The sequence below is a fragment of the Nocardia barduliensis genome (assembly GCF_013315795.1).
Lineage (GTDB): Bacteria > Actinomycetota > Actinomycetes > Mycobacteriales > Mycobacteriaceae > Nocardia > Nocardia barduliensis.
Genome location: NZ_JABLTE010000018.1, coordinates 54076 through 77256, shown reverse-complemented (window position 1 = coordinate 77256; position 23181 = coordinate 54076). Strand labels below are relative to the sequence as shown.

The following is a 23181-nucleotide window of genomic DNA, read 5'->3' as shown; positions in this document are numbered from 1 at the left end:
GCCCATCAGCCTCCCAACAAATCACGACATCTTCGGTCAGGTATTCCGGTAGGTTTTTCGTATGCGCGCCGACCGGTTGGTCTCGCTGGTGCTGCTGCTGCGTCAGCGCGGTCGGTTGACCGCGGACACGCTCGCCCGCGAGCTGGAGGTGTCCACCCGTACCGTGCTGCGCGACATCGAAGCCCTCTCCGCGGCAGGCGTCCCGGTCTACGCCGAACGCGGCAGCCACGGCGGTTTCGCGTTGTTGCCCGGTTTCCAGACCGAGCTCACCGGACTGAATCACGACGAGGCGCTCGCCCTGCTGGTCGCCGGGTCACGGCGCGGCGCGCAGGTTTTCGGCCTCGGCTCGGCGCTCGCCTCGGCCATGCTCAAGGTGGTCGACGCGCTGCCGGAAAGTTACCGGGCCACCGCGAGCGACGCGGCCCGGCGATTGCTCATCGAACCGGAAACCGACCTCCTCTCGCGGCGGCTGGTTGCCGAGGAGGTGCCCGACACCATCGTGACCGAGGTGCGGCGCGCGGTGTTCGCCGGACACAAGCTGCGCATCCGCTACGCGGCGGTGGACCAGGCCCCGCAGTGGCGCACGGTGGACCCGATCGGGCTGGTCACCGTACGCGGCCAGGGCTATCTGCTGGCCACGAGGTCCGGCGCGGACCGCACCTACCGGCTGTCGCGGGTGTTGGCCGCCGAGGAACTTCCCGAACCCGCCCAACGACCGGACCGGGTCGATCTGGACCGGGCCTGGCAGGAACGGAGCACGCGGTTTCGGATCGGCGGCGACCAGGTCACCGTCCTGGTGCGGGTGAATCCGGCGCGGCGAGAGGACCTGGTGAGCACCGCGATTGCGGTTCGCTCCGAAGAAGCCGACGCAGACGGCCTGCTGCGGCTGGAGGTGACCTTTCAAGATCCCAGACACGCCGAGTGGGCGCTGTGGCAGCTCGCCACGGACGCGGAAGCTTTGAGTCCGCAGTGGTTACGCACCTCTCTGCGTGACCGCGCCGCCGCAATCCTCACTTGTTACGCGGAGTCATCCTGAGAAGCGCCGCCCTTTCGCGGGCCGCCGCCACCCACCCACTGGTACGCCTGAATATCCGGAGAGGCGGAAACAGAACAGCCCCCGAGCCATACCAGTGCTTCTTGCGTCGCACGGGTCCGGTCGGACAGACCGGGGCTCGGGGGCCGGGTGACTGCCTGGAATTCGCTCAGCGCTCGCGCGGGCGAAATCCACCTGCAGCGGTGGCGCTAGCGGACAGCCACCTCACGTGTCCTATGAATATCCATTCTTCGAACCACCTCCTTCCTCGTGTACGAACGAATCTAGCGATGCGTCAGTAGCTCGGCAACGGAATTTCTCGGTGGGCTGAAACGGCCGCGCGGCGCGCTGGTTCGTCACCGGCGAAATCGGTTGTGACCTCGCCTGATGCGGCGATCCGTAGCACCGCGTCGGCCTGATGGTCATGGGGCAGTTGATGCGTGACGACGATCACGACGCGATCGGGTGCGACGAGACCGCTCTCCGCGTCGAGCAGGTCGCGCAGCAGTCGCGCCCCGGCCTCGGCTTCCAGGTGCTCGGTCGGCTCGTCGAGCAGCAACACCCGCGCCGGTGACACGAGTGCCCGCGCGAGCAGGATCCGGCGGCGTTGGCCGCCCGACACCGCGGCCGCTCCCCCGACCAGATCGGTGTGCACTCCCTCCGGCAGCCCGTCCAGCCATTCGCCGAGACCGGCGGTCCGCAACGCCTTCTCGGCCTCTTCCGCGGTCAGATCACCGCGCGCGACCCGCAGATTCTCCAGCACGGAGGTGCCGAACACGTGCGCGTCCTCGGCGAAGAAGGTGACGCCGGGGCGCGAGACGTCGAACAACCCTGCCCACTTCATCAGCAGAGTCGTCTTGCCCGCGCCGCTGGGGCCGACCACCGCGATCCGCCGTCCCCGTGGCAGTTCCGGCACGGGGGCTTCGAGTCGCGCGACGTTCGCCGACTCCCCGGCGTGCAGTGGCTGGGCAGCCTCCCGGGGGTCCGTCGACGTGCCGGTGGGTGAATCGGCTTCCAGCCCGTCCAGGCGACGCAGCGCCGCACGGGCGGTCGTCATGGCCTGCGCCGCCGCGGGCAGCGGGCCGACCGCTTCGAAGGCGGACAGGGGCAGCAGAACAAGGATCACCAGCGCCATGGGTGTCATCGCGCCCGCGGTGCCGCCGTCGGGACCGTAGACGGTGATGCCGATCAGCAAGGCGCCGAGTACGGCGGCTCCGATGGACAGCGGCGTGGCGGCGGCCGACCACGCGCTGTGGGCGGCGGCGCGATCCTCGGCCACGACCGCCCGGCGGGAGGCGTCGCAGGCCGCGTCGAGGGCGGCGTCGAGGCGACCGGCGACGCGCAGTTCGGCGGCGTGGTCGAGGACCGTGAGTGCCTGTGCGGTGAACTCCGCCCGGTCGGCGCGCACGCCGCGTTCCGCTTCCGACGCCGCCTTGGCCGACAACCACGGCGCGACTATGCCCGACAGCACCAGCGCACCCGCGAGGATCGCGGCCGCGAGCGGCGAGATCGTGGCCAGGAGCGCGACGGCCACGACCGAGAGGACGACCGCGACCGCGACCGGCACGAACACGCGGACCACCACGGCACCCAAGTCATCGATGTCGCTGCCGATCCGGACCAGGAGATCACCGCGGCGCGGCGGCTTCGTCTCTTCGGGCCACGCGTCCGGCCGGTCGTCACCGCCGCGCGCGGCCGCGGGCCGGCGCAGCCAGTGGTCCGAGCGGGCCAGCGTCCGATAGACCGTGGTTCGCGCCGTGGTCATGGCTCGCAGGGCGACGTCGTGCGTCGCGAGACGTTCCAGGTACCGGCACAGGCCCCGCGAGATGCCGAGCGCGCGCACCGCGACCACGGCGATGCTCAGGTCCAGCACCGGCGGCATCTGCCAGGCCCGCGCGATCAGCCACGCCGCCAGCGCCGCGAGCCCGAGCCCGCTGCCGAGCGCCAGTACGCCCCACCCGATCGCCACCGCGACCCGCAGGCGGGACAGTTCCAGCAGCGCCCACATCCGCCGCAGATCACCGAGCACCGTGGCGCCGGTGTCGCGCGGGACTGCCCGCGTCATCGCGATCGCTCCTCTCGCCCGGCTCCCGTGTCGGATCGCGGAGGCCGATCCACCAGCCACCGATTCGCGAACGGCCGGTCCCTCGACGCGCCGCGCAAATGCGTAGCGGAGGCCCAGCCGCAGCGCGCCGAATCGATCGTGCCATCGCCGAGCACCGACTGCCGGTCCTTCCTGGTCGAGGGTGTGCGCACCGACGGCCGTACTATTCGCGGCGCTCACCGCAGCATCTTCCCGCGTTCGGCGCGAACCTGAGCGACGTGCTCGGTGGCGACCGGGACACCCTCCGCTCGATCGGAGCGAACCTCCACAACGTGGTCGGCGGCGACCGGGACACCCACCGCTCGATCGGAGCGGACCTCCACAACGTGGTCGGCGGCGGCCAGGACGGTCGGGCGGTGGCCGATGACGACGACCGTGGCGCCTGCGCGGGCCCGGAGCTGGAGGGCGGCCAGCACGGTGGCTTCGGCGGCGGCGTCGAGGTGTGCGGTCGGCTCGTCGAGCAGCAGGATCGGGCGGTCGGAGGCCAGCACCCTGGTCAGCGCGAGGCGTTGGCGCTGACCGAGCGACAGGCCGATGCCGCCGGGGCCGACCACGGTGTTCCACCGATCGGGCAGATCGTCGAGCACGGCGTCGAAACCGGTGGCCAGACAGGCGGCTTCGAGATCGTCGACGAGGCGTACCGGGCCGCGTGCGGCATGATCCACGGGACGCGCACCGAGCAATTCGAGGTTGTCTCGCAACGTGCCCGGCACCAGCACCGGCCGCTGCGGCAGCCAAGCCACGCGCGCCCACCATCGCTCCGGGTCCAGTGCGCGGACGTCGACACCGTCGACGGTCACGGCGCCTCGGTCCGGCCCGAGCAGACCCAGGATGGCTTGCAGCGCGGTCGATTTGCCGCTTCCGTTGGGACCGGCGAGCACCGTGAGCGAGCCGGGCCGCAACGTCGCGGACAGACCCGCGGGCGCGAACCCGTCCCTGGCCTGGACCCAGAGATCGTGGAGTTCCACCGTGCCGGGGCTCACGGAACTTCCGCGCCGTTCCGTCGCCGCCTTTGCCGTAGTGGACCGGCCCTTGCCCGCACCGCGGGGCCTCGGCTGCTCCGCTGCCGCCGCACCCGCGCCGGTCGGGATGTCGTCCCGCCCCGGAGGCGTGTCGTCGAGAATCGCGAACGCCTTGTCCGCGGCCGCCATACCGTCCTGAGCGGCGTGGAACCGTTCGCCGACCATGCGCAACGGCAGATACACCTCCGGCGCGAGCACCAGCGCCACCAAGCCCGCGTAGAGGCTCATCTCACCGAACACCAACCGCAACCCGATGGACACCGCGATCAGGGCGACGCTCAGCGTGGCGAGCATCTCCAGCACCATCGAGGACAGGAAGGCCATGCGGAGCGCGCGCATGGTGCGCTGCCGCAGCGCGTCACCGAGATCGCGCACGCGGTGCCGCATGGTGCCCCCGGCGCCGCCCTGCTGCCCTTCTCGCGAAGGGGGTTCCGCTTCGGCGGCGCCCGTCTCCCGTCCGAGCGCACGCAATGTCGGCATGCCCGCGAACAAGTCGAGCAGTTGGTCCGACAGCCGGGTGGTCGCCGCGAGCGTGGCCTCGGCCCGACCCTGGGTCAGCAGGCCGATGAGGATCATGAAAATCGGGATGAGCGGCAACGTGACCACCACGATCACGCCGGAGGTGAGATCGTGGGCCGCGATGACGGCGAGCACGATCGGCGGCACCAGCACCGCCAGCAACAGCGCGGGCACGTAGCCGACGAGATAGCCGCGCAGTCCGGACAATCCCGTGCCGACGACCACCGCCAACTCCGTTCGGCGGGCGTCGAGTTCGCGGGGGGACAGGCGCGCGCCGGCGCCGAGCACCGCGCTCTCCAGTTCCGCAACCACGCTCGCGCCCGCCCGGTGCGCCAGCCGGGACTGCCACCAGGTGGCGAGCGCCCGCCCCGCGATCGCGAGCGCCAGCACGACCAGTTCGGCCGTCCACGCGCCGAGGGTGCGCAGGCCCGGGTCGGTGACTACCCCGGCCAGCACCCGTCCGATCGTCACCGCCGCCACCACGATCGCGGCGGTGACGACCAGCGAGAGCGCTACGCTCAGCGCCAGGTAGCTGCGTGCCGAGCGGGCGTACCGCCACAGGCGCGGATCGATCGGCGGACGGGCCATGGCATCAATCCTGCCCGTGCCGCAGGGGCAGCCCGACCGAGGCCGGAATCTGCTCGACGGTGATCCGCTTGCGGAACACCCAGTACGTCCAGCCCTGGTACAGCAGCACGACCGGCGTGACCAGCGCCGCGGCCCAGCTCATCACCTTCAGCGTGTACGGCGTCGAAGACGCGTTGTAGACCGTCAGATCGAATGCCGCGTCGATGGTCGAGGGAAGCACGTTGGGGAACAGCGACCCGAACAGCAGCGCGGTGGCCGCAGCGACGGTCAGCGTGGTGCCGGTGAACGCCCACCCGTCGCGGTGCGCGAGATCCGCCGCCGTCGCCACGACGAGGCCGCCGACGGCCAGCGCCAGCGGAATCCAGGTCCAGCCGGTCCCGTAGGACAGCTGGGTCCACACGCCGAATCCGCCGACCACCAGCACGGCCGGGACCAGCAGCAACCGGGCCGTGCGCCGCGCGTCGTCGCGCACCACGCCCGCGGTCTTCAGCACCAGGAACATCGCACCGTGCAGCGCGAACAGCAGTCCGGTCGCCAACCCGCCGAGCACCGCGTAGGGCCCGAACAGGTCGGCCACCGAGCCCGCGAACTGCTTCTTCTCGTTCAGCGGGACCCCGTGCACCACATTGGCGAACAACCAGCCCCAAGCCAGCGCCGGTACCCAGGAACCGATGCCGATACCGATGTCGCAGCGGGCCCGCCAGCGCGGGTCGTCGATCTTGCCGCGGTACTCGATGGCACAGATCCGCAGGATGAGCGCGACGAGCACGAGCAGCAATGCCAGATAGAAGCCGGAGAACAAGCTGGCGTACCACTCCGGGAACGCGGCGAACATCGCGGCGCCCGCGGTGATCAGCCAGACCTCGTTGGCGTCCCACACCGGGCCGATCGTGTTGAGCACCGTGCGCCTGCGCGCGTCGGACCCCTTGCCGAGGATCGGCATGAGCATGCCGACGCCGAAGTCGAAGCCCTCCAGCACGAAGTAGCCGGTGAACAGCACGCCGATCAAGACGAACCAGAACTCTTGCAAACTCATCGCCGGCTCCTAGTAGGCGAACGAAAGTTGTTCGACGGCGGGCTCTTCGGCGCGACGCCCGCCCGAGGCCTGGTCCTTGTCGTGCGACTCGGACGCGACCGGCGCGGCCGGATCGGGCCCGTGGATCACGTACCGGCGCATCAGGTAGAACCACACGATCGCGAGCGCGCCGTACAGCAGCGTGAAGACGATCAGCGAGAACAGCACGACGCCCGGCGAATGGTTCGACACGCCCTGCTGCACGGTGAGGCGCAGGTTCGGGTCACCGGTGGGGTTGGGCACGATGACCCAGGGCTGACGGCCCATCTCGGTGAACACCCATCCGGCGCTGTTGGCCAGGAACGGCGTCGGGATGACCAGCAGGCTCAGCCAGGAGAACCAGCGCTGGTCCGGTACCCGACCGCGCCGGGTGAGCCACAGCCCGGCCAGCGCGAGCAGTGCCGAGCCCGCCGACAGGCCGATCATGGCGCGGAAGGACCAGTAGGTGACGAACAGGTTCGGCCGGTAGTCACCGACGCCGTAGTGCTCGTTGTATGCCTTCTGCAGGTCGACGACGCCGTCCAGCGTGACGCCGGTGAACCGGCCCTCGGCCAGCCAGGGCAGCACATACGGCACTTCGAGCACGTGGGTCACGCTGTCGCAGTTGTTGTGCGTGCCGACGGTGAGCACGGAGAAGGCGGGGTTGGTCGCGGTGTGGCACAGCGATTCCGCCGAGGCCATCTTCATCGGCTGCTGCTCGAACATCAGCTTGCCCTGTACGTCGCCGGTGTAGACCAGCGCGGCCAGCGAAACGATCATCACGACGATGCCCGCCCGCGCGGCCGGTCGCCACATCTCGCGGGCCTCGGCCGCTTTTGCCGAGTTGCCGCCGCGGGCGTTGCGCACCATCCACCAACCCGCGATGCCGGCGACGAAAGTGCCCGCCGTGAGGAAGGATCCGGCCACCACGTGCGGGAAGGCCGCCAGCAACGTGTTGTTGGTGAGCAGTTCCACGATGCTGTGCAACTCCGCGCGACCGGTTTCCGGGTTGTAGCGGGCGCCGACCGGGTGCTGCATGAACGAGTTGGCCGCGACGATGAAGTACGCCGAGGCGTTCACGCCGATCGCGACCATCCAGATCGCGCCGAGGTGTAGCACTTTCGGCAATCGGGTCCAGCCGAAGATCCACAGTCCGAGGAAGGTCGACTCCATGAAGAAGGCGATCAGGCCTTCCAGCGCCAGCGGGGCCCCGAAGACGTCACCGACGAACCGGGAGTACTCGCTCCAGTTCATCCCGAACTGGAACTCCTGCACGATGCCGGTCGCCACGCCGAGCGCGAAGTTGATCAGGAACAGCTTGCCGAAGAACTTGGTCAGCCGCAGCCAGTGCTGTTTGCCGGTGATCACCCACGCCGTCTGCATGGCCGCGACCAGCGGTGCGAGTCCGATGGTCAGCGGCACCAGAAGGAAGTGATAGACCGTCGTGATGCCGAACTGCCATCGGGAGATGTCCAAGGCGTTCAAGCCGACCTCCTGTGTCTACGACGTGTCGTAGTAAGACTAACGCCGGAGGCACCCCGCAAAAATGAGTCCTGGAACACGGCAACCCGGACATTCCCGCCCTCACCAGCCGTTTCCCGTGCTCATTGCCACCCATCTCCCCGCCGACTAGGACGGAGATCACGGACAGCCGCGATCGGTAGGAGCCATCGCCATCGGCCCGACGCGCACGCGGACACGACAACTGATCACGCCAACTCCGCGCCCCACCAGCCAACGCGCCAATCGGCCCGGCGACACCGCCGCCCGAACGCGACAACTAGGCCGCCGACACCGCCGCCCGCCTGAACCGCAACGCGACAACTGAACTCGCCGACAACTGACCCGCCGACACCGCGGCCAGCCTCCCCAATGCGATCACTAGCCCGCCGACCACACCTCCCTGACGGGACAACTGATCTCGCGAGCACATGGGTAACTCACCGGGGACGCCAGAACCCACCCACCACAACGCAGGACCCGACGCAAACCCCCGGCTGCTCAACCGGTACGGCCTGGATACCCGGAGACGCGGAACAGCGTCACCAGTCGCCGATGGCGCCCGCTCGTTCGATGCCGCGATCGACCAATTCGATGATCTCCGCGGCGTTGTCCGGCGCCGACATCCGCAGCCCGTCCAGCGAATTCACCCGCGCCGCCAGCGAGATGCTCGACAGCATCCAGATGCTGTCGCAGGTGAGCAGGTCGGCGGTGAACAGCGACTCGTAGCGGCACTGCCAGCCCGCCTTCTCGGCCTCGGCGAACAGCGCGCGCTGGGTGACGCCGGGCAGCACCCCGTTCTTCGCGGGCGGCGTGATCAGCTGCTTGTCGCGCGCGATCACGACGGTGGACCTGGGGCCTTCCAGCACCCGGTTCTCCGTACTGGTGAAGATCACGTCGTCCGCGCCCATCCGCGCGGCGAACCGCAGGGCGGCCATGTTGGTGGCGTAGGACAGGGTCTTGGCCCCGAGCAACTGCCACGGCGCCGCCTGCGCGAGGTCGACCGAGATGCCGCGCGACAAGGTCACCACGGCGATGCCCTCGGTGCGGGCCTTCTCCACGCGCTCGGGCACCGGCGCCACGAGCACGAAGGCCGTCGGCACCGGCACGGCGGCGGCGAGGTCGCCGGTCTTGACCTTGTCGGCCGTGCCTGCCAGCTCGGAGTCGCGGCCGCGGGTCAGCACCAGCCGCATCACCCCTTCGCGGTCGCTGCCCCACTCCTTGGCGGCGGTCTCCACCGCCTCGCGCCATTTGCCCAGCTCCGGCTCGGGCAGATCGAGCGCCTGAGCGGAGCGGCGCAGTCTGCCTAGATGAAATTCGATCGCGCACGCGACGCCCGCGCGCACGAGCACCGTCTCGAAAACACCATCGCCACGCAATACGCCGATATCGTCCGCAAACAACAACGGCGCATCGGCATCCCGCACCGCGCCATCGAGAGTTACCAGAACTCGATCCACCATGCGACGAGCGTAGGCGGTAGGGGCGGACAATGCCTACGTCACGGCCGCTTTCGCAAGACCTTTTGTCAAGGTTCTCCACAGCGCCGGTCGTAGTGCTCGCACAATGCCGATCCGCTATGCCGGACTCGGACGCGGCGGCCCGGTTCTCGCCCCACCCGGCGGCCCCGCCTAGAGTGGGAGAGGTGTCCGTGGTCGTTGCGCCCAGCCCCCTCCTCAGTGTGTCGGGAGCCGTCGCGGGAGCGGCGGGTTCACCCGATGCCGCCGTCGCCTGGCACTACGGCGATCCGTTCGGCGAACAGCGCGCCGCGGTGGAGCGCGCGGCTGTCGTCGATCGTTCGCATCGCTTCGTTCTGCGCATCACCGGCGCGGAGCGGCTCACCTGGCTGCACACCATCTCGAGCCAGCACGTCGCCGCGCTCGGCGACGGGCAGTCCGCGGAGAACCTCGATCTCGATCTGAACGGCCGGGTGCAGCATCACTTCGTGCTCACCGAACTGGACGGCGTCGTCTGGATCGATACCGAGGCCGAGCGTGGCCCCGACCTGCTGGCGTTCCTGCGGAAGATGGTCTTCTGGGCCGCCGCCGAGCCGGTCGAAGCCGCCGACCACGCGGTGCTGAGCCTGCTCGGGCCGGGTGTCGCCGGACTGACCGAAACCCTCGGCATCGCCGCTCTGCCCGGTGTGTACGAGGCGGCGCCGCTGCCCGGCGGTGGCTTCCTGCGCCGGATGCCGTGGCCGACGGCCGACTCCTTCGACTTGGTCGTTCCGCGCGACCAGCTCGCCGACCAGTGGGCGCGGCTCACCGCGGCGGGCGCCGTGCCCGCCGGTATGTGGACGTTCGAGGCGCTGCGCGTTGCGGCCGTTCGCCCGCGGATCGGCCTGGACACCGACGAGCGGACCATCCCGCACGAGGCGCGCTGGATCGGCGGCGTGACCGAGTACGGTGCGGTCCACCTGGACAAAGGCTGCTATCGCGGTCAGGAGACCGTGGCCAGGGTGCACAATCTCGGCAAGCCGCCGCGGCACCTGCTGCTGCTGCATCTGGACGGCTCGGCGGACGAACGCCCCGCCATCGGTGACGACGTCACCGCGGGCGGTCGCGCGGTGGGCAGGCTCGGCACGGTCGTCGACCATTACGAGTTCGGCCCGATCGCCCTCGCCCTGGTCAAACGCGCGGTTCCGGCCGACACCGCGCTGGTCGCCGGCACGGTCGCGGCGTCCATCGATCCCGATTCGGTGCCCGCCGACGACGAACCGCAGGCGGGGCGGATCGCGGTCGACCGGTTGCGCGGGCGCTGACCAGTTGCCGAACCACCCTCCGGCTTGGGACGTGCCCCGGCCGACAGCCCCACCCTTGCTCAGTGCCGAGCTCCCCATTCGTGACGAGAGGAGCGCTGCCCATGCGCGTCGGTGATTCCGGCGAGGTCCTCGCCGCCTGCGTCGTGCACGCCGACCTCGAGGTGCCGGGCCGGGTCGGCCGCACCGCCATCGACAAGAGGCCGGTAACGGGACGGGTCGCGGTGCGCGCGCTCGGATTGGCCGGCGACCACGTCTGCGACACCAAGCACCACGGCGGCGTGCACCAGGCCGTCTACGCCTACGCCGACGAGGACGCCCGCCGCTGGGGCGCGGAACTGGGCCGCGAACTGCCCGCCGGGTGGTTCGGTGAAAACCTGCGTGTCAGCGGGCTTCCGATCAGCGACTCGGTGGTCGGCGCGCGCTGGTCGGTCGGCGACACCTTGCTCGAGGTGAGCGCGCCGCGCGTGCCGTGCGCGACGTTCCAGCACTGGAGCGGTGAGCGCCAATGGGTGAAGCGGTTCGCGCTGCGCAGCGACACCGGCGCCTATCTGCGGGTGCTCACCGAGGGAACGATCGGGGCGGGCGACCGGATCTCGGTGGTGCACGTCCCCGAGCACGGCATCACCGTTCGCGACGTGTTCACCGGCGCCGATCTCGACCTGCTGGCCATCCTGCTCGCCGACGAGCCGACCGTTTCCGACGACGTGCGCATGCAGGTCGAACGGCACGCGCGCCGGCATGCCAACGCCGCGCGCGCCGCCGCGAACCGGGACGCCACCGCGTCCGCCACCCACCGGCACGGGAGTGCGGCCGCCGCGAACCGGGATATGACGGCCGACACCGACGATCTCGGCACGGGAGCGCGCCTGTGAGTGTGGAACTGGTCGAAGTCGTCCGCTCGGGCTTCCGCGAATGCGTGCACCGCGGCTCGGTGGTGCTGCTCGACGCCGCGGGCGAGCCCACCCGCGAGCTCGGCGAAGTGCACCTGCCGATCTTCCCGCGCTCGACGAACAAGCCGATGCAGGCGATCACGCTGCTACGCAACGGTTTCGAGCCCATCGATGACGCCGAGCTGGCCGTCGCCACCGCCTCGCACTATGGCGAGCCGGACCACATCGCGCTGGTGCGCAGGCTGCTGGACCGCTTCGGGTTCGCCGATTCGGCCCTCGCGTGCCCGGCCGATCTGCCCTACGACGAGCGCGCCCGCGCCGCGCTGCTCGCCGGAGGACAGCAGCCGCACCCGCTCTACATGAACTGCTCGGGCAAGCACGCGGCGATGCTCGCGACCTGCGCGGTCAACGGCTGGCCCACCGAGGGCTACCAGGACCCGGCGCATCCGCTGCAGCGCGCGGTGCTCGCCACGGTGGCCGAGCTGACCGGCGAGCCGGAGGCCGATCTGGGCATCGACGGCTGCGGACTGCCGATCATCCCGGTCTCGCTGATCAACCTCGCGCGGGTGTTCTCGACCATGGCGACGGCCGCGCCCGGCACTCCCGAACGCCGGGTCGCGGACGCGATCCGCGCCCATCCGCGAGTGATTTCCGGCACGAACGCACCCGATCTGCTCGTCATGCTGGCCACCCCCGGCCTGGTGTGCAAGATCGGCGCGGACGGCGTGCACGCCGGTGCGCTGCCGGATGGATCGGCTTTCGCGTACAAGATCGAAGACGGCCACGATCGTGCGCGAATGCCGCTGACGCTGGCGATTCTGCACCGGATGGGGATCGAGTGGACCGATGCGCACGCGGAGCTGGCGGCCCCCGCGGTGCTCGGCGGCGGTGCTCGAGTCGGTGTGATTCGCGCGATACCCGGGGTCGTCTAGCTATTCCACGCCGGGGCGACAGGCGGGCAAACGGCCCAGTTCCGGAGTTCTTCACCCACTCCTGGAAGCGAGACCGCCGGACACACGCTAAAGTGTCTGTCAGGAAGAGTATTAATTCGAACGGGGCCGCCACCAAACCCCAGGCCGCCCCGCTGTGACGCGAGGGGGTCAGCCATGGGCCGTGGCCGGGCTAAGGCAAAGCAGACCAAGGTCGCACGCGAGCTGAAGTACAGCTCGACGCCGACCGACTTCGCGAGCCTTCAGCGCGAGCTTTCGGGAAGCCCCACCTCCCAGCGGAGTGGTGTGCTGTCCGATGAGCACGACGCGGACGACTCCTTGTCTCGCTGGGACGAGGACGACTACGACGACTGGCGCCGCTGACTCGGATTCACGTCTGAAGGGGGAGGCCGACGGGCCTCCCCCTTCGATCGTTGTCGCGGGTTGACGTCACAGGCGCCGAAAAGGCTTGCAACACACCAGAGTCCCGCATCGAACGAGGATGCGGGACTCTGACGTGTCTTCGCCGCGGTCAGAACCGCGGATGGTCACCGACCAGCACGGCGCGCACCGCGTCGGCGTCCTTCGCCTTCTTGACCGTGCCCAGCGTCCAGCACTCGATGTGCCGCGCGGTCAGCACCGCCAGCGCCCGGTCCACGTCCTCCGGAGCGACGACGGCGACCATGCCCACGCCCATGTTGAACGTCTTCTCCATCTCGGCCCGCTCCACCCGGCCGCGCTGGGCGATCATCTTGAACACCGGCGCCGGGTTCCAGGTGCCGCGATCCAGCTCGGCCACCATTCCCGCGGGCAGCACCCGGGCCAGGTTCGCCGCCAGACCACCGCCGGTGACGTGGGCGAAGGTGCGCACGTCGGTCTCCGCGATCAGCGCGAGGCAGTCCTTGGCGTAGATCCTGGTCGGTTCGAGCAGCTCCTCACCCAAGGTGCGGCCGAATTCCTCGACGTGTCCGGTGAGCGACATGCGGTCGATGTCGAGCAGCACCTTGCGGGCCAGGCTGTAGCCGTTGGAGTGCAGACCGGAGGACCCCATCGCGATCACCACGTCGCCGGGACGGACCCGGTCCGGCCCCAGCACCGCGTCGGCCTCGACCACGCCGATACCGGTCGCGGACAGGTCGTAGTCGTCCGGATCCATCAGCCCGGGATGCTCGGCGGTCTCGCCGCCGAGCAGCGCGCAACCGGCGCGCACACAGCCCTCCGCGATACCGGAGACGAGTTCGGCGACCTTCTCCGGCACGACCTTGCCGATGGCGATGTAATCCTGCAGGAACAGCGGCTCCGCGCCGCAGACCACGAGGTCGTCCACCACCATCGCGACCAGGTCGAGGCCGACGGTGTCGTGCTTGTCCATCGCCTGCGCCACCGCGATCTTGGTGCCCACGCCGTCGGTGGAGGCCGCCAGCAGCGGTTCCCGGTAGCCGCCCTTCAACGCGAACAGCCCGGCGAAACCGCCGAGGCCGCCTTGGACCTCGGGCCGGGTCGCCTTCTTCGCCAATGGCCCGAACAACTCGACTGCGCGGTCACCTGCCTCGATGTCCACGCCTGCCGCGGCGTACGAGGCACCACCACTGGGGGTCTGTTCAGTCATCTTCGGGGAAAGCTCCAAACCGAATCGGCGGATAGATGCCTGCTCACGCTACCGGAGCCGGATAACGACCCCGCACCGGTGTTGGCTCGCCCTCTTGACAATAGGGCAGCGCGAGCCGTACAGGGGGACCATCAGTCCATCTCGTTCCCGTCGAACAATCCGGCCGCCAGCGCCCGGCGGTGGCGCTGCCGCACCGGGTCGGGCACCGGCACCGCCGCGACCAGACGCCGCGTGTACTCCTCCCGCGGCGCGCGCAGGATGCGATCACGATCACCCTGCTCGACCACCGCTCCGTCGCGCAACACCACGATCCGGTCGGCGAGCTGATCGACCACCGCCAGATCGTGGCTGATGAACAGGCACGCCCAGCCGCATTCGCGCTGCAACTGACCGAACAGCTCCAGCACCGCCGCCTGCACCGAGACGTCCAGCGCGCTGGTCGGCTCGTCGGCGACCAGCAGGTCCGGGTCGAGCACCAGGGCGCGGGCCAGGCTGGCGCGCTGACGCTGCCCGCCGGACAGCTCGTGCGGATACCGGCGTTCGACGCCCGCGGGCAGCCGCACGTCGTCGAGCAGGCTGCGCACTTTGGCGCGGATCTGGGCGGAACTGCCTGCCCGATGCACGATCAGCGGTTCGGCCACGCACTCGCCCACGGTGAGCCGGGGGTTCAGCGAACTGGCCGGGTCCTGGAAGACGAACCCGAAGCGCCGCCGGATCGGACGCAGCTTGCGCGGTGACAGCCCCGCGATGTCCTGGCCACGCACCCGCACCGTCCCCGAGGTCGGTCGTTGCAGCGCCGCGACGCAGCGGCCGATGGTGGACTTGCCCGAGCCGGACTCGCCGACCAGACCGAGGGTCTCCCCGCCTCCGATGCGCAGGCTCACCCCGTCCACCGCGCGCGACCGCGGCCGGCCGAACGGGCCGGGAAATTCGACCACCAGGTCACGGACATCCAGCACCGGATCGCCCTCGGCGGGGGCGCAGGCGGCCGGGCCGTGCTCGGACTGCTCGGTGCCCAGATGCGGCACCGCCGCCAGCAGAGCACGGGTGTAGTCCGTGGTGGGTCGTGCGAAAAGCTCGTCGACCGGTGCCTGCTCGACCACCGCGCCGTCCCGCATAACCACTACGCGGTCGGCGATATCGGCGACCACGCCCATGTTGTGGGTGATCAGCACGATCGCGCTGCCGGTCCGGTCGCGCAGTTCCCGCAGCAAGGCGAGGATCTCGGCCTGCACGGTGACGTCCAGCGCCGTGGTGGGCTCGTCGGCGATGATCACCTTCGGCTCACAGGCGATGGCGATGGCGATCATCACGCGTTGTTTCTGCCCGCCGGAGAGCTGGTGCGGGTAGTAGTCCACCCGGTGCTCCGGATCAGGCAATCCGACCAGGCGCAGCAGTTCCACCGCTCGTGCCTTCGCGGCCTTCTTGCCCAGGTTCGTGTGCGCCCGCAGCGCCTCGCCGATCTGGAAGCCGACGGTGAACAGCGGGTCCAGCGCCAGACCGGGTTCCTGGAACACCATCGAGATCGCGCCGCCGCGCAGTGCGGTGAGCTGCTTCTCGCTCATCGCCGTGACCTGTTCGGCCCCCAGGGTGACCAGGCCGCGCACCGTCGCGGTCTCCGGCAACAACCCCAGCGCCGTGCGCGCGCTCACCGACTTGCCCGAGCCGGATTCTCCGACGATGGCCAGCACCTCCCCGGGATAGACCTCGTAGGAGACGCCGGTGACCGCGGGCACCGGCCCGGCGTCGGTGGCGAAGGTGACCGACAGCGATTCGATGGACAAGGCGGGGCGAGGCCGCTCTGTCGCGGTGGGCTCAGCCATCGGTCGCGTCCTTCCCTCGGGCATCCACGGCGTCCTGCTCGCCGAAAAGGCCTTCGGAGGTAGCAGTCGCGGGCACCGCGACCGTCGCGGCCCGGCGGGTGCGCAGGATCGGGTTGAGCACTTCGTTCAGGCTTTCACCGACCAAGGTCATACCGAGCACCACGAGCACGATGGCTGTGCCGGGAAAGACGCCGGTCCACCAGATGCCGTTGGACACGTCCGACAGCGCCTTGTTCAGGTCGAAGCCCCACTCCGCGGCCTGCGTCGGTTCGATGCCGAAACCGAGGAAGCCCAGGCCCGCCAGGGTGAGGATGGCCTCCGACCCGTTGAGCGTGACGATCACCGGCAACGACTGGGTGACGTTGGCGAGGATGTGCCGGAACAGGATGCGCGTGGTCGACGCGCCGGTCACCCGGGCGGCGTCGACATAGGGCTCCTGTTTCACCGCCACGGTCGCGTTGCGCACCACCCGGAAGTACTGCGGTACGAACACCGCCGTGATGGCCACCGCGGCGGACAGCACACCGCCCAGGCTGGTCGAGCGGCCGCCCGCGACCACGATGGACACCACGATCGCCAGCAGTAGCGTCGGGAACGCGTACATCGCGTCCGTGAACAACACCAGCACTCGGTCCGGCCACCGGCCGACGTAGCCGGACAGCAGCCCGAGCGGCACCCCGATCAGCAGCGAGAGCGCCAGCGAGATCGTGATCACCCACAGCGCGGTCCGCGCGCCGTAGATCACCCGGGAGAAGACGTCTTCCCCACGCACCGAGGTGCCGAACCAGTGCTCGGCCGACGGCGCCTGCTGGCGGGCGAAATCGACCCCGTCGGCGGCGCTCTGGGCGAACCCGTACGGCGCGATCAGCGGGGCGAAGACGGCGGCGACCACGAACACACCGACCAGGCCCAGCCCGAAGACCAGCGTCGCGCGCTGCAAGCCCGCGGTCATGCCGAACAGCCGCAGGCCCGGCACACCCCGGCGCGCCGCGGGCGGCGTGACCAGCGGTTCGTTCCACAGCTCCGGAGCGGTCATCAGAACCTCACCCTCGGATCGATCAGCGCCACCAGCACGTCCACCACGAAGCTCAGCACCGCCACGATGAGCGCGATGAACGCGACGATGCCCTGCACGGCGATGAAGTCGCGCGCCGACAGGTACTGCGCGAACTGATAGCCGAGGCCCTTCCATTCGAACGTGGTCTCGGTGAGCACCGACGCGCCGAGCATCATGGCGATCTGCATGCCCATCACCGTGACGATCGGGATCATCGCGTTGCGGAAGGCGTGCCGCCCGGTCACCACGCGCCGGGACAGGCCGCGGGCCCTGGCCGCCTCCACGTAGTCGGCGCGCAGGGTCTGGATCAGGTTGATCCGCACCAGCCGCAAGAAGATGCCCGCGGTGAGCAGACCGAGCGCGATGGCCGGGAGCACGGCGTGCCTCAGTACGTCGAGCAGGTATCCGGTGTCGCCGTAGAGGATCGCGTCGATCACCATGACGTTCGTCTTCGGCGAAACATGCTGGAGTCGCAGTTCCACGTTGGTGCTGGCGCGCCCCGCCACCGGCAGCCAGCCCAGTTGCACGGCGAACACCAGTTTCAGCAGCAGGCCGACGAAGAACACCGGCGCGGCGTAGCAGAGGATGGCCAGCAACCGCAGCGTGGTATCGGCGGCCGAATCGCGGTGGGTCGCGGCGTATCTGCCCAGCGGGACGCCGATCGCGAACGCGACGACCAGCGCCCAGCACACCAGCTCCAGCGAGGCCGCGCCGTAGGTGAGCACCACCTCGCTGATCTCCCGGTTGTCCTGCGAGCGCCCGAGGTCCCCGCGCAGCAGCCCCGCGAGGTAGTCCCGGTACTGGGCCAGAACCGGCCGGTTGAGCCCGGCCGCCTCCTTGCGGGCCGCGATCTGTTCCTGGGTCATCCGCCCGCCCATCGCGGCACTGATCGGGTCGCCGACCACGCGCATCAGGAAGAACACGACCGTCACCAGGATCCACGCGGTCACCGGAATCAGCAGCAGACGGATGCCCAGGTAGCGCAGCAGCGCCGAGTGACGGGGCTCCTCGCCGCCCTTTCCCCGGCGCGGCATGCCGAAGCGCCGGGCGGGGATCGGTGTGCGCGCGAGCTCCGGCGCGATCGTCGTCCTCGACCCGGCCGCGTCGCCGGAGCTCACTTGCTCAGCACCGTATAGCGGAACTTGAACGAGGAATCGAGCGTCTGCTCCACGCCTCGCACGCCCGCGGCCGCCACCGCGATCTGCTTGCCGGACAGCAGCGGGATGATCGGCAGGAAGTTCTGCGCGAGGTCACGCTGCACCTGCCCGATCTGCGCGAGTCGCTTGTCCTTGTCCGGTTGGGTCGCCTGAGCGATCAACTGCGCGGAGATGCCGGGGTCCTCGAAGTGCGATTGCAGGAAATTGTTCGGGCCGAAGAACGGCGAGAGGTAGTTGTCCGGGTCCGGGAAGTCCGGGAACCAGCCGAACTGGTAGATCGGGTACCCGTCGCGCGCTCGTTCGCGCTGGTAGGTCACCCACTCGGTGGATTGCAGGTCGACTCGGAACAAACCCGTCGCCTCGAGCTGCGACTTGATCGCCGCGTACTCCTCGGAACTACTGGAACCGTAGTGATCGGGGTTGTACTGAAGTTTCAGCTCGACCGGCGTCGCGACCCCGGCGTCGGCGAGGAACTTCGCCGCCTGGTCCCTGTTCGGCTGGGCTCCGTAGATGTCCTTGAACGGCTCGGTCGCGCCCGGCATGCCTTGCGGCACGGACGAATACGCGGGCAGATACGTCTTCTTGTAGACGCTGTCGGCCAGCGCGGTCCGATCCACGGTGGAGGCGACGGCCTTGCGCACAGCCAATTTCTGCTCCGGCGTGCCGCCCGGCATCGTGTTCAGGTTGAACACGAGATAGCGCAGCTCGCCACCGGGGCCCTCGTGCACGGCGACTCTGCCGTCGTTGCGCAGCGATTCGATGTCGGTGGGGGTGAACGACCGGTACCCGACGTCCAGCGATCCGTTCTGCAGGTCGAGCTTCATGTTGTCGGTGGTGGCGTAGTACTTCGTCGACACGGTCTTCGTCTCGGGGGTGCCGAGGATGCCGTTGTAGTCGGCGAACGCCTGGTACTCGACCAGCTTGTTCTTGTCGTAACTGGCGATGGTGTACGGACCGGAGTAACCCTTGGCCCGCACCACGTCCTCGTCCGGCATCACGCGGTCCGGCGCGTACACCTTCTCGTCGACGATCGGGCCCGCCTGGGTGGGCAGGATGGCGGGGAAGGTCTGGTCGTCGGCCACCTTCAAGGTGAACGCGACGGTGCGCGCGTCCACCACGTCGGTCTTCTCCAGGTTGCCCAGCAGGGCCGCGGGCCCGTTCGGGTCGTTGATCCGCAGCATCCGGTCGAAGGAGAACTTCACGCTGGTCGCGGTGAGCGGGTTGCCGTTGGCGAACTTCAGGCCGTCCTTCAACGTGCAGGTGTACACCGTGGGCGCGGTGAACTCGCACTTCTGCGCCGCGTCCGGTCGCGGCGTCGCGTCGCCGGGCGCGAAGTTGAGCAGGTACTGGTAGATCTGCGTCTCGGCGACCAGCGACCCGTTGTCGTAGGCGGCCGCCGGATCGAGCGCGAAGATCTTGTCGGTGGTGCCGGTCACCAGTCCGGCGCCGTCACCGCCCTCGCCCGTTCGCCCGGAACCACAGCCCGCAAGCACCGACGCGACCAGCGCCAGCAAGCCGGCGGTCGCGACGGCTCGCCTCCCGGTCCGGCGCCCAACCCTCGAAATCCTCATCACGGCCCCACTTCTCGAGCGCCGCACCGCGTTCGCCTGGATCGCAGGCCCGGTACGGACACGGGTGAACTTCCGATCTGATCGGCACCGTACCTACGAAGCATTTTCGGCACGTTACGTTTCCGAAGAAAATCCGTGGCGTCGTCAGCAGGCGTTATGCGTGACGCCTACGACGCGGAGAAAAACCGGTCGTACGTCCAGAATTGGCGCGGGCGATGTCTCGAGCACGCCAGATCCCAGTGCGCGACAACGGATCACACTACCCACAGCGGCAAAGCACGAAACCACTACGCGCCGCAGCGAGCGATATTTCCGGTGGGATCGGAAGCGGACGATCCCATCGGCACGGGTGAGCACGGAGCGCTCAGCGACTCCGCGCGTTCACGGGCGGCTCAGTGCGCTCGCATTCGCGTTGTCGCTCAGCAACGCCGCCTCGGACTGGCCGGTGAGCATGCCCTCGAGCACGTTCTTGCCGATCGCGGCCTCGGTGGGCAGCGGGATCGGGTAGTTGCCGTCGAAGCACGCGCAGCACAGCCGCGAGCGCGGCTGTTCGGTGGCGGCGACCATGCCGTCCAGGGAGATGTAACCGAGGGTGTCGGCGCCGATCGACCGGCGCACGCCCTCGACCATGTCCGCGACGTCGCCTTCGGTCCCCGCGCCGTTGGCGATCAGCTCCGCACGCGAGGCGAAGTCGATGCCGTAGAAGCACGGCCACTTCACCGGCGGCGAGGCGATCCGCACGTGGATCTCCAACGCGCCCGCCTCTCGCAGCATCCGGATCAGCGCGCGCTGGGTGTTGCCGCGCACGATCGAGTCGTCCACGACGATCAGGCGCTTGCCCCGGATGACCTCGCGCAGCGGATTGAGCTTGAGCCGGATGCCCAGCTGCCGGATGGTCTGGCTGGGCTGGATGAACGTGCGCCCGACGTAGGCGTTCTTCATCAGGCCCTGACCGTAGGGCACCCCCGACCCCTGCGCGTAGCCGACCGCGGCGGGCGTGCCGGACTCGGGCACCGGGATCACCAGGTCGGCTTCGACCGGATGCTCCTTCGCCAGGCGACGGCCGATCTCCACCCGGGTGGCGTGCACCGACCGGCCCGCGATGGTGCTGTCCGGCCGGGCCAGGTACACGTACTCGAAGACGCAGCCCTTGGGCTCGGGGTTGGCGAAGCGCATCGAGCGCACGCCGTCGGCGTCGATCGCCAGCAGTTCGCCGGGCTCGATCTCCCGGACGAACGCCGCGCCGACGATGTCCAGCGCCGCAGTCTCGCTGGCAACGACCCAGCCACGCTCCAGCCTGCCCAGGCACAGCGGGCGCACCCCGTGCGGGTCGCGCGCGGCGTAGAGGGTGTGCTCGTCCATGAAGGTCAGGCAGAACGCGCCCTTCAAGGTGGGCAGCAACTCCATCGCGGCCTGCTCGATGCTGGAATCGGCGGAGGCGTGCGCGAGCAGCGCGGTGACCACGTCCGAGTCGGAGGTGGCCGCGGCTGGCTGTGGACGCCCGCCCCGAACGGAGGCGCCGAGCAGGCCGAGTTCGCGGGCGCGACCGGCCAGTTCGGCGGTGTTGACCAGATTGCCGTTGTGCCCGAGCGCAAGGCCGGAACCGACAGCGGTGGTGCGGAAGATGGGCTGGGCGTTCTCCCAGGTCACGCCACCGGTGGTGGAGTAACGACAGTGCCCGACGGCGATGTGACCCGGCATGGCCGCCAGCGTCTGCTCGTCGAACACCTGACTGACCAGACCCAGGTCCTTGAAGACGAGGATCTGCGAACCGTCCGACACCGCGATGCCCGCCGCCTCCTGCCCACGGTGTTGCAGGGCATAGAGACCGTAATACGTGAGCTTCGCCACTTCTTCGCTCGGCGCCCAGACTCCGAAGACTCCGCACTCCTCGCGCGGCTCGTTCTCGTTGACGTCCGGGGCGGGACAGGAGGTGGCGGAAATGCTGTCGACCGGCAGTTCGGCGTTGGTCACCGTTTGCTCCCTGTTCGGGCGGGCTGGGGGCAGATTTCATTCTACGGGTGGGCGGCGGCGCACTCGCACGCCGCCGCATCCGGGCAGCAATCCGAGGTGACCGAACCCGGGTATTTCCGGCGTCCGCAACTGTTACGGTGCGCACCGTGACGACCACGGACGACACGAGCAAGACCGAGGCGGGCGCCGGGCGCAGGCCATGGCCGCGGATGGTGCTCTTCCCGCTGGCGGTACTGAGCCTGCTCACCGCGCTGCTGGGCATCATGTACCTGGACTATGTCGTCGATCCGGAGAAGAACCTGCACGATTTCCCGATCGCCCTGGTCAACCAGGACGTGGGCGACACCATCGGCAGCGGGGACACCAGGCAGCAGGTCAATTTCGGCGATCGGATCACCGAAGCGCTCATCGCGGGGGTGCCCTCGGACAAGGTCGACCTGCGCGTGCTCGGCATCAGCGAGGCCGAGCGGCAGATGCAGTCCGGGCAGGTCTACGGCGCGATCGTCATCCCGGGCGATTTCAGCAAGGGGCTCGGCAATCTGGGTGTGGGCAGTGTCATACCGGGCGATATCCAGCGGCCGATCATCACACTGCAGACCAACCCGCGCACCGGCGCGTTCGGCACCCAGATCGTGCTCCGGATCGGCGACCAGGCGCTGACCGAGGTGAACAAGCAGGTCGGCAAGCAGCTGCTCGACCAAGTGAACGCGCAGCTCGCCCCGCGCCCCGGCGGCCCGCCCGCGCCCGAACTGACCGGCGCGACGAAGGTCGCGCTGGCGTCGCCGATCCAGGTGGTCGAACAGCAGTACCACCCGCTGCCGCACGGCAGCGGCCAGGGCCTGACCGCGTTCTTCTACGCCCTGTTACTGCTGCTGGCCGGTGTGGTCGGCGCGATGGTCATCCACACCATGATCGACGCGCAGCTCGGCTTCGTGCCCACCGAGTACGGCCCGTGGTACGTGCACTACCCGCCGACCCCGATCTCGCGGTTCAAGACGCTGCTGATCAAGTGGGGTGTGTTCGTGCTGGCGGCGAACATCGTCGCCGCGGTATTCCTGGTCGTCGGCAAGCTGCTGGACATGCCGATCGGCAATCCGCTCGCCCTGTACCTCTACAGCGCGCTCGCACTGACCGCCGTCGGCGTGACCGGGCTGTCCATGCTGGCGGCGATCGGCTCGGCGGGCCTGCTGGTGAACCTGATCTTGTTCGTCATCCTGGGCTTGCCGTCCTCCGGCGGCACCGTGCCGATCGAGGCGACGCCGCGGTACTTCGGCTGGCTCGCCTCCTTCGAGCCCATGCACCAGGTGTTCCTCGGCGTGCGGGCGATCCTGTACTTCGACGCGAAGTTCGAGGCCGGACTCACCCGCGGCGTGTGGATGGCGGTCCTCGGGCTCGCGATCGGGCTGGTCTTCGGCGCGGCGGTCACCCGCTTCTACGACCGCAAGGGGCTCGAGCGCCGCAACATCCTCAAGGTGTGAGTCGCCCGCCCGCAGGCACGGGCGATCGGCAGTTCGCCGCGTACCGATGCTGATTTCGCGTACGACACCGAAGGCGTTGCGCCCCACCACAGTTCAGATATGTCGTTCGGTT

Annotated in this window: 17 protein-coding genes; 6 read left to right on the top strand and 11 right to left on the bottom strand. The window is 69.4% G+C overall.

The annotated features are described in order from the left end of the window. The first annotated feature begins 61 nt into the window (after positions 1 to 61). On the top strand, positions 62 to 1036 hold the full coding sequence (locus HOV91_RS10780; RefSeq protein WP_174185310.1) for a helix-turn-helix transcriptional regulator: 975 nt from the start codon (positions 62 to 64) through the stop codon (positions 1034 to 1036). Positions 1037 to 1328: 292 nt separating this feature from the next. Here HOV91_RS10780 and cydC read toward each other — a convergent pair whose 3' ends face one another. The 5 genes from cydC to HOV91_RS10755 form a co-directional block, all read right to left on the bottom strand. Further along, a complete protein-coding gene (gene cydC, locus HOV91_RS10775; RefSeq protein WP_174185309.1) occupies positions 1329 to 3098 on the bottom strand; it encodes a thiol reductant ABC exporter subunit CydC in 1770 nt (589 codons plus the stop codon). Positions 3099 to 3313: 215 nt separating this feature from the next. Beyond that, a complete protein-coding gene (locus HOV91_RS10770) occupies positions 3314 to 5266 on the bottom strand; it encodes an ABC transporter ATP-binding protein/permease (protein WP_174185308.1) in 1953 nt (650 codons plus the stop codon). A 4-nt stretch (positions 5267 to 5270) separates the two neighbouring features. Continuing rightward, a complete protein-coding gene (cydB, locus tag HOV91_RS10765) occupies positions 5271 to 6302 on the bottom strand; it encodes a cytochrome d ubiquinol oxidase subunit II (protein WP_174185307.1) in 1032 nt (343 codons plus the stop codon). Between the two features lie 9 nt (positions 6303 to 6311). Next, on the bottom strand, positions 6312 to 7805 hold the full coding sequence (locus HOV91_RS10760) for a cytochrome ubiquinol oxidase subunit I (RefSeq protein WP_174185306.1): 1494 nt from the start codon (positions 7803 to 7805) through the stop codon (positions 6312 to 6314). Between the two features lie 557 nt (positions 7806 to 8362). Further along, positions 8363 to 9283, bottom strand: a complete 921-nt coding sequence (locus tag HOV91_RS10755) for an aminodeoxychorismate lyase (RefSeq protein ID WP_174185305.1) — start codon at positions 9281 to 9283, stop codon at positions 8363 to 8365. A 182-nt stretch (positions 9284 to 9465) separates the two neighbouring features. Between HOV91_RS10755 and ygfZ the strand changes: the two genes are divergently transcribed. The 4 genes from ygfZ to HOV91_RS10735 all read left to right on the top strand — a co-directional run bounded on the left by ygfZ (position 9466) and on the right by HOV91_RS10735 (position 12784). After that, complete coding sequence (gene ygfZ, locus HOV91_RS10750; protein WP_312884556.1) at positions 9466 to 10581, top strand: CAF17-like 4Fe-4S cluster assembly/insertion protein YgfZ; 1116 nt, start codon at positions 9466 to 9468, stop codon at positions 10579 to 10581. A gap of 101 nt (positions 10582 to 10682) precedes the next feature. Continuing rightward, complete coding sequence (locus HOV91_RS10745) at positions 10683 to 11453, top strand: MOSC domain-containing protein (RefSeq protein ID WP_174185303.1); 771 nt, start codon at positions 10683 to 10685, stop codon at positions 11451 to 11453. Further along, positions 11450 to 12403 (top strand): asparaginase, encoded by a 954-nt coding sequence (locus HOV91_RS10740; protein WP_174185302.1) that lies wholly within the window; start codon positions 11450 to 11452, stop codon positions 12401 to 12403. Before HOV91_RS10745 ends, HOV91_RS10740 begins: the two co-directional genes overlap by 4 nt. 174 nt (positions 12404 to 12577) lie before the next feature. After that, the gene (locus HOV91_RS10735; protein ID WP_062968610.1) at positions 12578 to 12784 is read left to right on the top strand and encodes a DUF3073 domain-containing protein; all 207 of its coding nucleotides are present in this window, start codon (positions 12578 to 12580) and stop codon (positions 12782 to 12784) included. 148 nt (positions 12785 to 12932) lie between these two features. Here HOV91_RS10735 and purM read toward each other — a convergent pair whose 3' ends face one another. The 6 genes from purM to purF all read right to left on the bottom strand — a co-directional run bounded on the left by purM (position 12933) and on the right by purF (position 21591). After that, positions 12933 to 14009 carry a phosphoribosylformylglycinamidine cyclo-ligase gene (gene purM, locus HOV91_RS10730; protein WP_174185301.1) on the bottom strand — a complete coding sequence of 359 codons (1077 nt, stop codon included), beginning with the start codon at positions 14007 to 14009 and terminating at the stop codon, positions 12933 to 12935. Positions 14010 to 14140: 131 nt separating this feature from the next. After that, positions 14141 to 15832, bottom strand: a complete 1692-nt coding sequence (locus HOV91_RS10725) for an ABC transporter ATP-binding protein (RefSeq protein WP_174185300.1) — start codon at positions 15830 to 15832, stop codon at positions 14141 to 14143. Then, complete coding sequence (locus tag HOV91_RS10720) at positions 15825 to 16868, bottom strand: ABC transporter permease (RefSeq protein WP_438822650.1); 1044 nt, start codon at positions 16866 to 16868, stop codon at positions 15825 to 15827. Before HOV91_RS10720 ends, HOV91_RS10725 begins: the two co-directional genes overlap by 8 nt. Further along, entirely contained in the window at positions 16868 to 17923 is a 1056-nt protein-coding gene (locus HOV91_RS10715) for an ABC transporter permease (protein WP_174185327.1), read from the bottom strand. Before HOV91_RS10715 ends, HOV91_RS10720 begins: the two co-directional genes overlap by 1 nt. An 80-nt stretch (positions 17924 to 18003) precedes the next feature. Continuing rightward, complete coding sequence (locus tag HOV91_RS10710; protein ID WP_174185299.1) at positions 18004 to 19617, bottom strand: ABC transporter substrate-binding protein; 1614 nt, start codon at positions 19615 to 19617, stop codon at positions 18004 to 18006. A gap of 381 nt (positions 19618 to 19998) precedes the next feature. Beyond that, complete coding sequence (gene purF, locus HOV91_RS10705; protein ID WP_174185298.1) at positions 19999 to 21591, bottom strand: amidophosphoribosyltransferase; 1593 nt, start codon at positions 21589 to 21591, stop codon at positions 19999 to 20001. 209 nt (positions 21592 to 21800) lie between these two features. Between purF and HOV91_RS10700 the strand changes: the two genes are divergently transcribed. Further along, positions 21801 to 23069 carry a YhgE/Pip domain-containing protein gene (locus HOV91_RS10700; RefSeq protein ID WP_174185326.1) on the top strand — a complete coding sequence of 423 codons (1269 nt, stop codon included), beginning with the start codon at positions 21801 to 21803 and terminating at the stop codon, positions 23067 to 23069. Positions 23070 to 23181 lie beyond the last annotated feature (112 nt).

Excerpts from the sequence above, each read along its gene's own strand:
- HOV91_RS10780 (WP_174185310.1), top strand. The coding sequence starts at position 62 with ATGCGCGCCGACCGGTTGGTCTCGCTGGTGCTGCTGCTGCGTCAGCGC.
- cydC (WP_174185309.1), bottom strand. The coding sequence starts at position 3,098 with ATGACGCGGGCAGTCCCGCGCGACACCGGCGCCACGGTGCTCGGTGAT.
- HOV91_RS10770 (WP_174185308.1), bottom strand. The coding sequence starts at position 5,266 with ATGGCCCGTCCGCCGATCGATCCGCGCCTGTGGCGGTACGCCCGCTCG.
- cydB (WP_174185307.1), bottom strand. The coding sequence starts at position 6,302 with ATGAGTTTGCAAGAGTTCTGGTTCGTCTTGATCGGCGTGCTGTTCACC.
- HOV91_RS10755 (WP_174185305.1), bottom strand. The coding sequence starts at position 9,283 with ATGGTGGATCGAGTTCTGGTAACTCTCGATGGCGCGGTGCGGGATGCC.
- HOV91_RS10745 (WP_174185303.1), top strand. The coding sequence starts at position 10,683 with ATGCGCGTCGGTGATTCCGGCGAGGTCCTCGCCGCCTGCGTCGTGCAC.
- HOV91_RS10735 (WP_062968610.1), top strand. The coding sequence starts at position 12,578 with ATGGGCCGTGGCCGGGCTAAGGCAAAGCAGACCAAGGTCGCACGCGAG.
- purM (WP_174185301.1), bottom strand. The coding sequence starts at position 14,009 with ATGACTGAACAGACCCCCAGTGGTGGTGCCTCGTACGCCGCGGCAGGC.
- HOV91_RS10725 (WP_174185300.1), bottom strand. The coding sequence starts at position 15,832 with ATGGCTGAGCCCACCGCGACAGAGCGGCCTCGCCCCGCCTTGTCCATC.
- HOV91_RS10720 (WP_438822650.1), bottom strand. The coding sequence starts at position 16,868 with ATGACCGCTCCGGAGCTGTGGAACGAACCGCTGGTCACGCCGCCCGCG.
- HOV91_RS10715 (WP_174185327.1), bottom strand. The coding sequence starts at position 17,923 with ATGCCGCGCCGGGGAAAGGGCGGCGAGGAGCCCCGTCACTCGGCGCTG.
- HOV91_RS10710 (WP_174185299.1), bottom strand. The coding sequence starts at position 19,617 with ATGAGGATTTCGAGGGTTGGGCGCCGGACCGGGAGGCGAGCCGTCGCG.
- HOV91_RS10700 (WP_174185326.1), top strand. The coding sequence starts at position 21,801 with ATGGTGCTCTTCCCGCTGGCGGTACTGAGCCTGCTCACCGCGCTGCTG.